Origin of the sequence: Mesorhizobium sp. KR2-14, from assembly GCF_040049255.1 — a bacterium.
Taxonomy (GTDB): Bacteria; Pseudomonadota; Alphaproteobacteria; order Rhizobiales; family Rhizobiaceae; genus Pseudaminobacter.
On record NZ_JBDZDR010000007.1, the window covers coordinates 156,440 to 171,103 of the forward strand.

Here is a 14,664-nt window from a genome sequence, read left to right on the forward strand (position 1 = left end):
CCACGCGGCGGCCCGCAGGGGCTTGCTGGCGGGCGCTGGCCGGCGCCCGCCGCAACGATCATGCCGCCAGCGCGGTTTCGGTGAGCTTCACCCAGTAGCTGATGCCATGCGAGATCGCCTCGTCGTTGAAGTCGTAGGCGGGGTGGTGGAGGTTGGCGCTGTCGCCATTACCGATGAAGATGAAGGCGCCCGGGCGCGCTTCCAGCATGTAGGAAAAATCCTCGCCGCCCATCAGCGGCTGGATTTCGCGGTGAACCTGCGCCTCGCCGGCGATGGTGGCGGCGACGTCGCCGATCAGGACCGTTTCAGCGGCATGGTTGAAGGTGACCGGATAATTGGCATCGTAGTCGACATGGACGCTCGCGCCGTGCGCGGCGCCGATGCCGGCGCAGATGGCGTGGATGCGCTCGCGCGCCATGGCCGCCACTTCCTTCTTCAGCGTGCGCACGGTGCCGGCAAGCTGCACCTGTTCGGGTATGATGTTGTAGGCATCGCCGCCGTGGAATTTGGTCACCGTGACCACGATCGACTCCAGCGGGTCGATTGTGCGCGAGGCGATGGTCTGGAAGGCGGCGACGATCTGGCTGCCGATCAGGATCGGGTCGATCGCCAGATGCGGCATCGCGGCATGGCCGCCCTTGCCCTTCACGGTGATGGTGAATTCGGCCGTTGCGGCCATGATCGGCCCGGGGCGGGTGGCGAACTGGCCCACCGGCAGGCCGGGCATGTTGTGCATGCCGAACACCTGGGAGATGCCGAAGCGATCCATCATGCCGTCTTCCACCATGGCCAGGCCGCCGGCGCCGCCTTCTTCCGCCGGCTGGAAGATCACTGCCACCGAGCCGGCGAAATTGCGCGTTTCGGCGAGATACTTCGCCGCGCCAAGAAGCATGGCGGTGTGGCCGTCATGGCCGCAGGCGTGCATCTTGCCCGGATTGGCCGAGGCATAGGGCTTGCCGGATGCCTCGGTCATCGGCAGCGCGTCCATGTCGGCGCGCAGGCCAATCGTGCTGCCTGCGCCGAGATTGCCGCGGATGACGCCCACCACGCCGGTGCGTCCGATGCCGCCCACTACCTCGTCGCAGCCGAAGGATTTCAGCTTGTCGGTCACGAATTGCGCGGTCTGGAATACGTCATAGTTCAATTCGGGGTTCTGGTGCAGCATGCGGCGCCAGCCGGTGACCTCGTCTTGAAGTTCGGCAGCTCGGTTCAGGATCGGCATGATTTAGGACTTTCGCTGTTCAAAAGGTTGGCCCCGCTATTCGCAATGTTGATCGCATACGCTTTGCCATCTTGAGGTCACATAGGCTAAATAGCACGCAGGGCGCGCGGTCCGGGGCATCTCAACTCAATTCCCGCGCTTTTCGAGACCCGATCCGAAAATCTTAAGGACCCCGAGGCGGATACGGCAAGAGGCGAATTCGGAATTAACCATGCGGCATCTCTTTTTATCAAAAGGACTTTTCGCGGGTCTGGTCGTACTTGGCGCCTCGGTGGCCGGCCCGGCGGGAGCCAATCCGTCGATTCTGTTCGACGTGAAGACGGGCCAGGTGCTGGAGCATGAGGAGGCGTTCAAGCGCTGGCATCCGGCATCGCTGACCAAGATGATGACCGCCTATGTCGCCTTCCGCGCGATCAATGCCGGGGAATTGACCCTGCAGTCGCCGATCAAGATCACCAAGATTTCCGCGGCCGAGCCGCCGAGCAAGATGGGCTACAAGCCCGGCTCGGTGATGACGCTGGACAACGCCTTGAAGATGATGCTGGGCAAGTCGGCCAACGACATTGCCGCCGCCATTGGCGAGAATGTCGGCGGCACGTTGCCTGCCTTCGCCGGCCGCATGAATGCGGAAGCGCAGCGGCTGGGCATGACCGGCAGCCACTTCACCAACCCCAACGGGCTGCACGACCCCGAAAACTACACCACTGCGCGCGACATGGCGCTGCTGGTGCGGGCGATCCGGCTCGAGTTCCCGCAATATGGCTCCTATTTCACGATCGAGGGGCTGACCACCAACGGCAAGAACAGGATACGCGGCTTCAACCCGCTTCTCGGGCGCTTTGCCGGCGCCGACGGCATGAAGACGGGTTTCGTCTGCGCTTCCGGCTACAATCTCGCCGGCTCGGCCACGCGTGACGGGCGCACGCTTGCGGCGGTGGTTCTGGGCGAGCGCACGCCGTGGGGCCGCGCCGACCGGGCGGCAGACCTCCTGGGGCAGGGTTTTTCCACCGCGGCCAGCGGAAGCGTGACGCTGGGCACCTTGCAGCCCTATGGCGAGAACCTGACGACGCCGACCGACATGCGCGAAATCGTCTGCAGCAAGGCGGGTGCCTCGGAGCGCTCCGACGGGCTCGACGCCAATGGCAAGCCGAAGTTCAAATCGCCCTACATGGCAGAGCTGAACCGCGACCTGCAGTTCGTGCGGGTGGGGCTGGGCGGCGCGACCGGCCCGGCGCCGGCGGCCTTTGCCGCGATTGACGCCAAGAACAACCAGGCCAACGTGCCGATACCGACCTGGCGGCCCGACAGGCCGGCGCCGACAGCGCCGGTGGCGGCGCAGGGCGACGCCGCGAGCCGGCCGCAATAGCCATGCAGGACCTCAACCCCATTCCCGTGTCGGTACTGACCGGCTTTCTCGGCGCCGGCAAGACCACGCTGCTCAACCGGCTCCTGAAAGACCCGGCGCTTACTGACACCGCCGTCATCATCAACGAATTCGGCGACGTCGCCATCGACCACCTGCTGGTGGAGCAGGCATCCGACGGGGTCATCCAGCTTTCGGACGGCTGCCTGTGCTGCACGGTGCGTGGCGAGTTGGTCGACACGCTGGCCGACCTCGTCGACCGGTTGCAGACCGGCCGCATCGCGAAGCTGAAGCGGGTGATCATCGAAACCACCGGCCTCGCCGACCCGGCGCCGGTGCTGCAATCCATCATGGGCCACCCCGCCCTGGTGCAGGCGTTCCGGCTCGACGGCGTCATCACGCTGGTAGACGCGGTGAATGGCGAAGCGACGCTCGACGCTCATGTCGAGGCGGTGAAGCAGGTGGCGGTGGCCGACCGGCTGGTGATCACCAAGACCGATCTGGCGGACGCCGCCGCAGCGCTCCAGGCGCTGAATGCACGGCTTGCACGCATCAATCCGTCGGCGCCGCAGCTCGACGTCTCGGACGAGGCCACCGGCGTGGCCGCGCTGTTCGAATGCGGCCTCTTCGATCCCGAGACGAAGACGGCCGACGTGCGCCGCTGGCTGGGCGAAGAGGCGGCGCATGCCTCGCACGATCATTGCGGGCACGACCATCACCACGACCACCACCACGGCCATGACCACCACCATCACCACGACGGGCGCGTGCGCTCCTTCAGCCTGGTGCATGACGGGCCGGTGCCCTATGCCGCGATCGAGATGTTCCTCGACCTGCTGCGCTCGACCCATGGCGAGCGGCTTTTGCGCATGAAGGGCGTCATCGAACTGGCCGAGGACCCCGCGCGGCCGCTGGTCGTTCACGGCGTGCAGAAGATCCTGCACCCGCCAGCGCGCCTGCCTTTCTGGCCCGACGAGCGGCGCGGCACGCGGCTGGTGCTGATCACGCTGGACATGCCGGAAGACTATGTGCAGCGCCTGTTTTCCGCCATCACCAATCGGCCGGCGATCGATACGCCCGACCGCGCAGCGATCGAGGACAACCCGCTGGCGATTGCGGGCATGCGCCGATAAGCGGCGTCTTCACGTCGGGAAAATTGGGCTACGCGGCCCCGCGCTCGACCAGAAACCGGTGGCCGCCGGGTTGAGCTTGCGCTTCCACCAGGCGGTGGCCGCTTTCCGTGCAGAAGGCTGGAATGTCGATGACCGCCAGAGGATCGGTGGTTTCGAGCCACAGCAGGCTGCCCGGAGCCATGGCGGCCAGCCGCTTGCGCGCCTTCAGGACGGGGAGGGGGCAGTTCAGCCCCTTGAGATCGTAGACGTCCGCAGCGCTTGTCACGAAGCTAGCCTTCAGCCTCCGAAGAGGCTGGCCATGCGCTTGCGCACGCCGCCCAGAAGGCCGGGCTTTTCAGCAGCGGCGGCCTCGTCGGCCGGCGCAGCCGCGACCTGGCTGGCGTCGGGCGAGGCGGTCGGCGCCGGCGCGGGACCGGCCTTGGCCAGTGCTTCAGCCGCAGCCTTTTCAGCCTTGGCGAGAGCGATCGCTGTCGCCTTTTCCTCGGCAGCGCGCTTCTTCTCTTCGGCGAGCCGCTTCTTTTCCGCCTCGGCTGCCTCGAGGGCTGCCATGCGGCGGCCGGCTGGAGAGTCGATGCGGCCCATCTGGCTCGTCACCTTGACGCTGCCGTCCGGCTCGAGTGACGGCGGCTCGACCGGCACGCGCTCGCCGCGCGCCCGCTTGCGGGTCCAGTCCGAGACGAGAGTGGCTTCGTTGAGGCCGGCGATGGTGGGTGCGGGCTCCGGGGTCGAGCTCTTGATGGCGCTGGTAAAGGCCTTCTCGTAGTCCGACACGTAGCTCTGATAGGCCATCTTCAGCGTATCGGGCATGGTCGAGGCCGGGCAGGCGCCGGTCGGCGAGAAGGCGGCGCCGTTCTCGGGAATCTGGTTGAAGACGTAGCGCTTCTCGCAGACGTCGACCTTCGGCGGCACCTTGGTGATCTCGAACTGGTCGTAGCCTTCCTTCAGCATCTTCCAGAACTCGTAGTTCGGGTCGTCGCGATAGCGCGCCATGTTGGCTGCCGTCATGCGGAAGGGGAAGGCCTGCACCTGGAACTCGGTCTGGCCGCCGGAAAAGGCATCGCGGCCGAAGGCGTAGATCTGCTCGATCTGGGCATCGGTCATGGAATAGCAGCCCGACGAGGAGCAAGCGCCATGCACCATCAGGTTGGAGCCGGTTCGGCCGTTGGCCCGGTCATAGGCGTTGGGGTAGCCGATGTTGAAAGCGAGGTAAAACTGCGAGTTCGGCTTCATCTGCCACGGGCGCACCGTGTAGAAGCCTTCGGGCGCCTGGCGGTCGCCTTCGATGAATTTCGGCCCGAGCTTGCCCGACCATTTGCAGATGTCGTAGCTGGCGATGATGTCGTAGCGCCCGTTGGACTTCTGCTTCCAGATTTCCAGCTTGCCTTCTTCCTTGAAGATGCGCGCCAGCACCGGCGAGGTGCGCGGCATGTCCTTGGCCTTCATCTCGTCCAGGACTTTCTGCGGAATATGCAGCTCGCCCTTGGCCGTCAAACCCTCGAAGGTGGACTGGGATTCATTGCAGCCGGCCACAGCGAGCGCCGCGACCAGCAGACCAGAACGAGCGATACTGGCGAGTTTCGGCATCAAATGTCGTCTTCGTTTCCGTCGGTTACGGCGGGAACTGCAATCCCCCTGCCGACCTATGTTCAGGCTAGACCATAAACCGTTAACCTTGCGAATTGATTACCGCAAGGGTTAACGGCGCCTGGCGGCAGATGGCCGTTTGACGAAAGAGTGGCGGCAATTTTGTGGCAGGAATGGGCAATGCGCCGCCTTCTGCCTCAGCGGCTCCACCAAACGGCCTCAATGCGAGCGCTGCGGCTGCACCGAGAAGGGCAGCCGTGCCGGCCGAAAATCCGTCAGAGGCTGCGGCCGATGGCGAGATACTTGTCGCGGCGCTGTTCGCGGAAGTCGACGGGGCTGGCGGCAAAATCGGCCAGCGTCCGGGCGATCAGGTCGCCTGCGGCCTGGATCACCGTTTCCGGCCCGCGGTGGGCGCCGCCCAGCGGCTCGGGGATGATGGCGTCGATGACCTTCAGCGCCAGCAGGTCCTGCGCGGTGATCTTCATGTTGGTGGCGGCGTCCCTGGAGCGCGTGGTGTCGCGCCACAGGATGGAGGCAGCACCTTCCGGCGAGATCACCGAATAGATCGCGTGCTCGAGCATGAAGACGCGGTTGGCGGTGGCGATCGCGATGGCGCCGCCGGAGCCGCCTTCGCCGATCACCACCGAGATCGACGGCACCTTGAGCGACAGGCAGGCGGAGGTGGAGCGGGCGATTGCTTCGGCCTGGCCGCGCTCTTCCGCGCCGACGCCGGGATAGGCGCCGGCGGTGTCCACCAGCGTCACCACGGGGATGGAGAACCGGTCGGCCAGTTCCATGATGCGCACGGCCTTGCGGTAGCCCTCGGGCCGCGGCGAGCCGAAATTATGCGCCAGCCGGCTCTTGGTGTCGGAGCCCTTTTCCTGGCCCATGACGGCGACAGGCTGGCCGCGGAAGCGGGCGAAGCCGCCGACGATGGCCTTGTCCTCGCCGAAGGCGCGGTCGCCGGCGAGCGGCGTGAACTCGGTGAACAGCGCGTCGATATAATCCAGGCAGTGCGGGCGGTCGGGGTGGCGGGCCACCTGCACCTTCTGCCACGGCGTCAGCGACTTGTAGATGTCGCGAAGCGCATCGCGCGAGCGCTTTTCCAGCCGGGCGATCTCCTCGGCCACGTCCACGGCCTCGCCGTTCTCGGCAAGCTTCTTGAGCTCCAGGATCTTGCCTTCGAGATCTGCGACGGGTTTTTCGAAATCGAGGTAATTGTACATGCGTGAGCTGACCGATACGCCTGAAGAAAAGACCGCCGACGCCTCGAAAGATAGGCCGGCGCCGCGAAAACTTGCCTTCACATAACCTCAGCGCCCTTCATCGGCAAGCGGATGATGGTCGTTGACCAGTCGCACCAGCCGTTCTTCGAGCACATGGGTGTAGATCTGGGTGGTGGAAATATCGGAATGGCCGAGCAGTTGCTGCACCGCGCGCAGGTCGGCGCCATTCTGCAACAGGTGGCTGGCAAAGGCGTGGCGCAGCACGTGCGGCGAGATCTTGGCCGCAGGAATGCCGGCGCGGGCGGCCAGCCCCTTCAGCTCGCGGGCAAAGACCTGGCGGGGCAGGTAGCCGCTCTGGGACGCGGCCGGAAACAGGTAAGGGCTTTCCGCCAGCGCCGGATCGCTGTCGCGCTCGGCAAGCCAGGCGCGCATCGCCGCGCGCGCCTTGCCCGACAGCGGCACCATGCGCTCCTTGTTGCCCTTGCCGCGCACGATGAAGAAGCGCTCGTCACGCAGGGCGACCGTTACCGGCAGGGCCACCAGCTCGGAAACGCGCAGGCCCGTGGCGTAGAGCACCTCGACCAGCGCATGCATGCGCCGCGCCGAAATGCGGGCGCTGTCGCCGAGCGAGGCGTCGGCGGATTCCGCTGCTGCCCGGTCGAGCAGGCGGCCGGTTTCGGCCTCGCTCATGATCTTGGGCAGCGAACGGTCCTTCCTGGGGCTATCGAGCGTGCCGGTGGGGTCGTCGGGGCGCAGGCCCTCGGCATAGAGGAACTTGTAGAACTGGCGCAGCGCCGATAGCCGGCGCGCCTGCGAGCTGGCGGCAAAGCCGCGCGAGGCGATTTCGCCGAGATAGGAGCGTATGGCCGCCGCATCCGCGCCGGCAAGGTCGCCGACATGCTCGGCTGCGTCTTCCAGGTCGCGCCGATAGGAGGCCAACGTGTTGTCGGCAGCACCGCGCTCGGCGCTCATCATTTCCAGGAACGCCTCGATGCGCGCGCCGCTTTTCATCGTCGCGTCACTTCTTGGGATTGAGCTTGTCGGCCGGGATGCGGATGGTGATTTCGCCGCGCTTGGGCTGCACGAAGGTGACGAGCGCGAACATCGCGCCATAGGCGAGACCCGCCAGGACGCCAAGCGTCACGAGAAACCGGAATAAGGTCGGCATTTTTCGGTTGCGCCCCGTCTCTGCTCGTCCATCCCGTTATGGGTCCGTACGGATGTCATTTCAAGGGTACTTCGAAGCCTTGACGTGTCAGGTATTTTCATGTCGAAACGCCAGCATGACGAGCGAAACGCCCCACGACACGGCCGACAAACATGAGGAGCTGCTGCAGCGGCTCGGCAAGCGTTCGATCGTGTTCGTCGGCCTGATGGGCGCGGGCAAGACGGTGATCGGCCGCAAGGTGGCGGCGGCGCTGGACCTGCCCTTTATCGACAGCGACCATGAGATCGAGACCGTTTCGCGCATGACGGTTCCAGAACTGTTCCAACGCTATGGCGAGCCGGAGTTTCGCGCGCTGGAACAGCGAGTCATCCAGCGTGTTCTGGAGAGCGGCCCGCAGGTGCTTTCCACCGGCGGCGGCGCTTTCATGAACGCGCAGACGCGCGGCCTGATACTCGATCAGGGTGTCTCGGTATGGCTCAAGGCCGATATCGACACGCTCATGGAGCGGGTGGGGAAGAAGCCGAACCGGCCGTTGCTGCAGGGTCCCGATCCGCGCGGCGTGATGCAGCGGCTGATGGCCGAGCGCTATCCCGTCTACGCGACGGCGGATGTGACGGTGCTGACGCGCGACGAGCGCAAGGAGGTCATCGCCGACGAGGTGATCGCGGCGCTGCACGAATATCTGGGCGGACAGGGCCGGGGCGCCAGGGAGAACGCGATATGACGGGTAGCGACACGGTCAAGGTCGAGGTGGGGCTGGGCGAGCGGGCCTATGACATCCTGATCGGCTCGGGGCTGGTCGCTCGCGCCGGCGCCGAGATCGCGGCTCGACTGCCCGGCGTCCGGGTGGCGATCGTCACCGACGAGAATGTTGCGCGTGCGCATCTCGATAAGCTGACGAATTCGCTGGAGAAGTCCGGTATCTTGTCGACCGCGATCGTGCTGCCGGCCGGCGAGAAGACAAAGAGCTTCGCCCATTTGCAGCAGGTGGTCGACGGCGTTCTGGCCGCACGGCTGGAGCGGCGCGACGCGGTGGTGGCGCTCGGCGGCGGCGTGATCGGCGATCTTGCCGGTTTCGCCTCAGGCATCGTGCGCCGCGGCATGAATTTCGTGCAGGTGCCCACCTCTCTGCTGGCGCAGGTCGATTCGTCGGTCGGCGGCAAGACCGGCATCAACAGCACGCACGGCAAGAACCTGGTCGGCGTCTTCCATCAGCCGCGGCTGGTGCTGGCCGACACCGACGTGCTCGACACGCTGCCGGCTCGCGAATTCCGCGCCGGCTATGCCGAGGTCGCCAAATACGGCCTGATCGACCGGCCGGATTTCTTCGCCTGGCTGGAAAGGTACTGGCAGGACGTTTTTGCCGGCGGGCCGGCGCGCGCGCAGGCCATTGCCGAATCGTGCCGAGCCAAGGCCGATGTGGTTGCCCGCGACGAGTTCGAGACGGGTGATCGCGCGCTGCTCAATCTCGGCCACACTTTCGGCCACGCGCTGGAGGCGGCGACAAATTATGACGGCACGCGCCTGGTGCATGGCGAGGGCGTGGCCATCGGCATGGCGCTGGCGCACCGTTTCTCCGCGCGCATGAATCTCTGCTCGCCCGACGATGCTGCTCGCGTGGAAGCGCATCTGCAAGCGGTCGGCCTGCCGTGGCGCATGGCCGATATTCCGGGAGAATTGCCCGACGCAGAGCGGCTTCTGGAGTATATTGCGCAGGACAAGAAGGTGTCGCGCGGCGCGCTGACCTTCATCCTGACGCGCGGCATCGGCAAGTCGTTCATTGCCAAGGACGTGCCGGCTGCCGAGGTGCTGGCCTTCCTGAAGGAGAATCATCCCGGATGAATTGGGATATCTGGATTACGATCGGCATCATCCTCGTACTCCTGGTCCTGTCCTTTTTCTTCTCCGGGACCGAAACCAGCATGACGGCCGCTTCGCGCGCCCGTCTGCATTCGCTTGAACAGGCGGGCGACGGTCGCGCCGGGCTGGTGCAGCGGCTGCTGGAGCGCAAGGATCGGCTGGTGGGCGCGCTGCTCATCGGCAACAACCTGGTCAACATCCTGGCTTCGGCGCTGGCCACCAGCCTGCTTTTGGAGCTCTTCGGCGCCAAGGGCGTCGCCTACGCCACCGCAGTCATGACGGTGATGCTGGTGATCTTCTCCGAGATCCTGCCCAAGAGCTGGGCGCTGGCGCGGCCGGAGCAGTTTGCGCTTCGGGTGGCGCCTTTCGCGCGGCTGGCGGTGCTGGTGTTCGGCTATCTGTCGGTGGCGGCAAACTGGGCCGTGCGCATGCTGCTGTGGTTGTTCGGCGTCAGCCTGTCGAGCGACAAGCCGCTTCTGTCGGCGCATGACGAATTGCGCGGCACGGTGGCGGTGCTGCATCGCGAGGGCGGCGTGGTCAAGCAGGATCGCGACCGCATGGGCGGGCTGCTGGACCTGCACGAGCTGGAGGTCTCCGACGTCATGGTGCACCGCACCAACATGCGCTCGGTGAATGTCGAAAACCCGCCCGAGACGGTGGTGCGCGAGATTTTGCAGAGCCCGCATACGCGCATGCCGCTGTGGCGCGGCGCTTCCGACAACATCGTCGGCGTTCTGCACGCCAAGGATCTGCTGCGCGCGCTGGAGGAAGTCGGCAACGACTTTTCCAGGATCGACCTGCTGAAGATTGCCTCGAAGCCCTGGTTCGTGCCCGACACGACTTCGCTTCAGGATCAGCTCAGTGCCTTCCTGCGCCGCAAGGCCCATTTCGCCCTCGTCGTCGACGAATATGGCGAGCTGGAAGGGCTGGTGACGCTGGAGGACATCATCGAGGAAATCGTCGGCGAAATTGCCGACGAGCACGATGTCGACGTGCAGGGCGTGCGCCAGGAATCCGATGGCTCCATCGTGGTCGACGGCTCGGTGCCGATCCGCGACCTCAACCGTGCGCTGGACTGGAACCTGCCCGACGAGGAGGCGACCACCATCGCCGGTCTGGTCATCCATGAGACGCAGTCGATCCCGGAAGAGAAGCAGGCCTTCACCTTCCACGGCAAGCGTTTCATCGTGATGAAGCGCGACAAGAACCGCATCACCCGCATCAGGATCCGGCCTGCGGAGCCCCTGACCCAGCCGATACCGCGTCCTCCTCAATAGGCGCCGGCCATAGGAGCATGCTGGCCGCGGCCGCGGCGAACGCGCCGATGCATTGCGCGGCGACGAAGGCCGGGACGTCTGCTGGCGCAATCCCGGCAAACGTATCGGATAGGGCGCGCGCGACCGTCACCGCTGGATTGGCGAAGGATGTCGAGGCGGTGAACCAGTATGCGGCGGTGATGTAGAGGCCGACCGCGAAAGGCACGGCGGCGGGCGTGCGCGCCGCGCAGCCGAATATGGCCAGGACCAGCCCGAAAGTGGCGATTGCCTCTGCGAGCCATTGGCCGGTTCCGGTGCGCGCCGTCATCGACACCTGCAAAAGCGGAAGCTCGAACATCATGTGGGCGGCCCACACGCCGAGAACCGCCCCGCCCAGTTGGGCCAAAATATAGGGCGCGCAGTCCGACAGCGCGAAGCGCCGGCGCAGGGCTAGGGCAAAGCTGACCACGGGATTGAAATGGGCGCCTGAAACAGGTCCGAAGATCAGGATGAGCACCACCAGCATCGCGCCGGTGGGCAAGGTGTTGCCGAGCAGCGCCAGGGCCGCGTTGCCGCCGGCGAGCCTGGAGGCCATGATCCCGGAGCCGACGACGGTCGCCAGCAGCAGCGCCGTTCCCAGCGCTTCGGCGAGCAGGCGACGGGCGAGAGGCTCGCGCATCATGAGTTCTCGGCCGTCTTTGCCGAGGCTCCCTCCTGCCTGCCGATCTCGGTCAGGTGGCTGGCAAGCGCCATGCGGTCGAGGCTGGACAGCGGCAGCGCGATGAAGGCGGAAATACGGTTCCGCATGTGCTTGAATGCCGTGACGAAGGCCGCCTCCTTCTCCAGCGCGCTGCCTTCGGCATGGGCCGGGTCGTCGATGCCCCAGTGGGCATTGGCCGGATGGCCGGGCCAGACCGGGCATGCTTCGCCGGCAGCGCTATCGCAGACGGTGAAGATGAAATCCATCTGCGGGGCGCCTGGGTCGGCGAACTCGTCCCAGCTCTTCGACCTCAATTCGTCGACCGGATAGCCGTAGCTTTCGAGCACCTTGAAAGCGAGGGGGTGTACCGCACCCCTGGGCTGGCTGCCCGCCGAAAAGGCGTGGAAGTGCGGTGCGCCGTCCTTGCGCAGGATGCTCTCGGCGAGGATGGAGCGGGCGCTGTTGCCAGTGCACAGGAAAAGCACGTTGTAGGGCCGGTTGGTCATGGCATGGCTCGTGCGGGAGGGTTGCAGGGGGCGAGGTCAACGGACAAGGGGGTACAAACCTCAGGGCTGCCGCCGCAGCAGTCCTTCACGAGGAAACGCAGCATTTCGCGCAACGTCTCCATGCCGGCCCGGTAGATGACCGAGCGGCCCCGGCGCTCGCTCGTTGCCAGCCCGGCGCGGGCAAGGATGGCGAGATGAGCCGACAGGGTATTTTGGGGGACGGCCAGCAGGCTGGCCAGTTCGCCGGCAGCGATGCCTTCGGGCTCGGCGGCGACCAGCCTGCGGAAGGCGTCGAGCCGGGTCGGCTGGGCAAGTGCCGAAAGCGCGTCGATGGTGCGTTGGTCATCCATATATCCAGAATAGTGGATACGTATGACAGCCGCGTGACGACGGGCCCGGTCGGGGAAACCGGCGTGGCGCAGGCAAGAACCGGAATTGGTGCCCGCGCCGGTCCGAGTGTCTTACCAGCGCGTCTTCTCGCCGGGGGCTGCCGGTTCGATCGCCAGCGCGTGCACGCCGGCCTTCAACTCGTCGGCCAGCAATTCGTTGACCGAGCGATGGCGCTCAATGCGGCTCATGCCCTCGAACTTGCCTGAAACGATGCGGATGCGGAAATGCGTCTCACCCGTGCCGTCATAGGTCACGTGGTGGCCTGATTCTTCGTGATGATGCCCGGCATGGAGATGGCTTTCGTCGACGACCTCCAGGCGTTGCGGCTGGAAGGCATTCTTCAGCTTGGTTTCCATCGTCGTCTTCATGGACATTGCCATCTCCTTTGCCCACATATGTCACGTTCACCCAATATAGGTGCCGTAAGCGCCGATTGGCGGTCTGTCGACCGTTCACCGTCGATTCAGCGGTTAGGGTGATGATTGTCGAAATGTCAATTCTTGTTTCCGTGGGGGGAAATCCCCTAAATGGGCCGACATGAAACCCTATCCGAAATATTTCGAGAAGATCCGCGTGCGCCCGGACCCGCAGGCCGAGGCCAAGGCGCATGCGCCGATCTGCCAGTGGGACGGCTGCCAGGAAGCCGGCACCCACCGCGCGCCTGTGGGGCGGATGCGGGAAGGCGAGTATTTCCGGTTCTGCTTCGAGCACGTGCGCGAATACAACAAGGGTTTCAACTATTTTTCCGGCCTGGCCGACAGCGAGATCGCCCGCTTCCAGAAAGAGGCGCTGACCGGTCACCGCCCGACCTGGACCATGGGCACCAATAGCAGCTACCGCTCCGCGCCGGAGATGGCACAGCACCGCTCGGGGCGTGCCGGCTACTATCGCAACATCCGCGATCCGTTCAACATGTTCGGCAGCGACACCGCCGCTCCGCGACAGCGCAAGGCCAGGCCCCTTGAGGCCAAGGCGCTGGAAACGCTTGGCCTTACCGCAAAGGCGACTGGAACCGAGATCAAGGCGCGCTATAAGGAACTCGTGAAACGCCACCATCCGGATGCCAATGGTGGAGACAGGGGTTCGGAAGATCGATTCCGCGATGTGCTTCAGGCGTATCGCGTGCTCAAGCAAGCCGGCTTGTGTTGAGCGACAGGTTTGAACGAGCGTTCCGCTACGGCTTTCGCCCGAAAGGAAAAAGCTCTAAGACCGCTCCCGAACAAGGCTAGAATGACGGCGGAAGATTTGCTTCCGCGCGTGGAGATGTGATGAACAAGGTCGAACGCGACATCGCAAACCTGCCCGATACGACTGTGTCGGTGAAAGAAAAATTCGGCTTCGAGTCCAAGATGGTTGTGCCCGCCTATTCGGTGGCCACCGAACATGTGCCGGACATCGATCCGGACTATCTGTTCGACCAGCAGACGACGATGGCCATCCTGGCGGGCTTTGCCTATAACCGCCGCGTCATGGTCTCGGGCTATCACGGCACCGGCAAGTCCACCCATATCGAGCAGGTCGCGGCGCGTCTCAACTGGCCTTGCGTGCGCGTGAACCTCGACAGCCATGTCAGCCGTATCGACCTCGTCGGCAAGGACGCCATCGTGGTCAAGGAAGGTATGCAGGTCACCGAATTCCGCGACGGCATCCTGCCCTGGGCCTACCAGCACAATGTCGCGCTGGTGTTCGACGAGTATGACGCCGGCCGCCCCGACGTGATGTTCGTGATCCAGCGCGTGCTGGAATCCTCGGGCCGCCTGACGCTGCTCGACCAGAGCCGCGTCATCCGCCCGCATCCGGCCTTCCGCCTGTTCGCCACCGCCAACACGGTGGGCCTGGGCGACACGACCGGCCTCTATCACGGCACGCAGCAGATCAACCAGGCGCAGATGGACCGCTGGTCGATCGTGACCACGCTGAACTACCTGCCGCATGACAATGAAGTGGCGATCGTGCTGGCCAAGTCGAAGCACTATCGCAACGACAAGGGCCGCGACATCGTCAACAAGATGGTGCGCGTGGCCGACATGACGCGCTCGGCCTTCGTCAATGGCGACCTTTCCACCGTGATGAGCCCGCGCACGGTCATCACCTGGTCGGAGAACGCCGAGATCTTCAACAATGTCGGCCTGGCATTTCGCCTGACCTTCGTCAACAAGTGCGACGAGCTGGAGCGGCCGATCGTGGCCGAGTTCTACCAGCGCGCCTTCGGCGAGGATCTGCCGGAATCTTCGGCCAACGTCGTTTTGGGATAAG

Annotated in this window: 17 protein-coding genes; 7 read left to right on the forward strand and 10 right to left on the reverse strand. The window is 65.1% G+C overall.

Annotated features, from left to right (window positions below):
• Positions 1–58 precede the first annotated feature (58 nt).
• Positions 59–1,222, reverse strand: coding sequence for a M20 aminoacylase family protein (locus ABLE86_RS17935; RefSeq protein WP_348780332.1), 1,164 nt, complete (start codon positions 1,220–1,222; stop codon positions 59–61).
• A gap of 211 nt (positions 1,223–1,433) precedes the next feature.
• On the opposite strand from ABLE86_RS17935, the gene ABLE86_RS17940 reads away from it, so the two are divergent.
• Together ABLE86_RS17940 and ABLE86_RS17945 are read left to right on the forward strand one after the other, a co-directional pair.
• Complete coding sequence (locus ABLE86_RS17940; protein ID WP_348780333.1) at positions 1,434–2,588, forward strand: D-alanyl-D-alanine carboxypeptidase family protein; 1,155 nt, start codon at positions 1,434–1,436, stop codon at positions 2,586–2,588.
• Between the two features lie 2 nt (positions 2,589–2,590).
• Positions 2,591–3,718, forward strand: a complete 1,128-nt coding sequence (locus tag ABLE86_RS17945; RefSeq protein WP_348780334.1) for a GTP-binding protein — start codon at positions 2,591–2,593, stop codon at positions 3,716–3,718.
• Between the two features lie 28 nt (positions 3,719–3,746).
• Here ABLE86_RS17945 and ABLE86_RS17950 read toward each other — a convergent pair whose 3' ends face one another.
• The 5 genes from ABLE86_RS17950 to ABLE86_RS17970 form a co-directional block, all read right to left on the reverse strand.
• The gene (locus ABLE86_RS17950) at positions 3,747–3,983 is read right to left on the reverse strand and encodes a sulfurtransferase TusA family protein (RefSeq protein ID WP_348780335.1); all 237 of its coding nucleotides are present in this window, start codon (positions 3,981–3,983) and stop codon (positions 3,747–3,749) included.
• Between the two features lie 11 nt (positions 3,984–3,994).
• Positions 3,995–5,302 carry a murein L,D-transpeptidase family protein gene (locus ABLE86_RS17955; RefSeq protein WP_348780336.1) on the reverse strand — a complete coding sequence of 436 codons (1,308 nt, stop codon included), beginning with the start codon at positions 5,300–5,302 and terminating at the stop codon, positions 3,995–3,997.
• Positions 5,303–5,577: 275 nt separating this feature from the next.
• Positions 5,578–6,528 carry an acetyl-CoA carboxylase carboxyltransferase subunit alpha gene (locus tag ABLE86_RS17960; RefSeq protein WP_348780337.1) on the reverse strand — a complete coding sequence of 317 codons (951 nt, stop codon included), beginning with the start codon at positions 6,526–6,528 and terminating at the stop codon, positions 5,578–5,580.
• An 87-nt stretch (positions 6,529–6,615) separates the two neighbouring features.
• Positions 6,616–7,539: a site-specific tyrosine recombinase XerD gene (locus ABLE86_RS17965; protein WP_348780338.1), complete on the reverse strand. Its 924-nt coding sequence runs from the start codon at positions 7,537–7,539 to the stop codon at positions 6,616–6,618.
• 7 nt (positions 7,540–7,546) lie between these two features.
• Entirely contained in the window at positions 7,547–7,696 is a 150-nt protein-coding gene (locus ABLE86_RS17970; RefSeq protein ID WP_348780339.1) for a histidine kinase, read from the reverse strand.
• Between the two features lie 115 nt (positions 7,697–7,811).
• Here ABLE86_RS17970 and ABLE86_RS17975 point away from each other — a divergent pair, with 115 nt between their 5' ends.
• Genes ABLE86_RS17975 through ABLE86_RS17985 form a run of 3 tightly spaced genes read left to right on the forward strand, consistent with a single transcriptional unit; the run spans position 7,812 to position 10,833 of the window.
• Positions 7,812–8,420 (forward strand): shikimate kinase, encoded by a 609-nt coding sequence (locus ABLE86_RS17975; protein WP_348780340.1) that lies wholly within the window; start codon positions 7,812–7,814, stop codon positions 8,418–8,420.
• Entirely contained in the window at positions 8,417–9,538 is a 1,122-nt protein-coding gene (gene aroB / locus ABLE86_RS17980) for a 3-dehydroquinate synthase (RefSeq protein WP_348780341.1), read from the forward strand. Before ABLE86_RS17975 ends, aroB begins: the two co-directional genes overlap by 4 nt.
• Positions 9,535–10,833 carry an HlyC/CorC family transporter gene (locus ABLE86_RS17985; RefSeq protein ID WP_348780342.1) on the forward strand — a complete coding sequence of 433 codons (1,299 nt, stop codon included), beginning with the start codon at positions 9,535–9,537 and terminating at the stop codon, positions 10,831–10,833. Before aroB ends, ABLE86_RS17985 begins: the two co-directional genes overlap by 4 nt.
• Here the strand turns inward: ABLE86_RS17985 and ABLE86_RS17990 are convergent.
• The 4 genes from ABLE86_RS17990 to ABLE86_RS18005 all read right to left on the reverse strand — a co-directional run bounded on the left by ABLE86_RS17990 (position 10,778) and on the right by ABLE86_RS18005 (position 12,782).
• Positions 10,778–11,491 carry an MIP/aquaporin family protein gene (locus ABLE86_RS17990; protein WP_348780444.1) on the reverse strand — a complete coding sequence of 238 codons (714 nt, stop codon included), beginning with the start codon at positions 11,489–11,491 and terminating at the stop codon, positions 10,778–10,780. The two genes, ABLE86_RS17985 and ABLE86_RS17990, sit on opposite strands and share 56 nt — an antisense overlap.
• The gene (locus ABLE86_RS17995) at positions 11,491–12,018 is read right to left on the reverse strand and encodes an arsenate reductase ArsC (protein WP_348780343.1); all 528 of its coding nucleotides are present in this window, start codon (positions 12,016–12,018) and stop codon (positions 11,491–11,493) included. Before ABLE86_RS17995 ends, ABLE86_RS17990 begins: the two co-directional genes overlap by 1 nt.
• Positions 12,015–12,368 (reverse strand): metalloregulator ArsR/SmtB family transcription factor, encoded by a 354-nt coding sequence (locus ABLE86_RS18000; protein ID WP_348780344.1) that lies wholly within the window; start codon positions 12,366–12,368, stop codon positions 12,015–12,017. Before ABLE86_RS18000 ends, ABLE86_RS17995 begins: the two co-directional genes overlap by 4 nt.
• A gap of 111 nt (positions 12,369–12,479) precedes the next feature.
• Positions 12,480–12,782 carry a BolA family protein gene (locus tag ABLE86_RS18005; RefSeq protein ID WP_348780345.1) on the reverse strand — a complete coding sequence of 101 codons (303 nt, stop codon included), beginning with the start codon at positions 12,780–12,782 and terminating at the stop codon, positions 12,480–12,482.
• Between the two features lie 163 nt (positions 12,783–12,945).
• On the opposite strand from ABLE86_RS18005, the gene ABLE86_RS18010 reads away from it, so the two are divergent.
• Both ABLE86_RS18010 and cobS read left to right on the forward strand, forming a co-directional pair.
• Positions 12,946–13,557 (forward strand): J domain-containing protein, encoded by a 612-nt coding sequence (locus ABLE86_RS18010; RefSeq protein ID WP_348780346.1) that lies wholly within the window; start codon positions 12,946–12,948, stop codon positions 13,555–13,557.
• Between the two features lie 119 nt (positions 13,558–13,676).
• Positions 13,677–14,663, forward strand: coding sequence for a cobaltochelatase subunit CobS (cobS, locus tag ABLE86_RS18015; protein ID WP_348780347.1), 987 nt, complete (start codon positions 13,677–13,679; stop codon positions 14,661–14,663).
• Position 14,664: the final 1 nt, after the last annotated feature.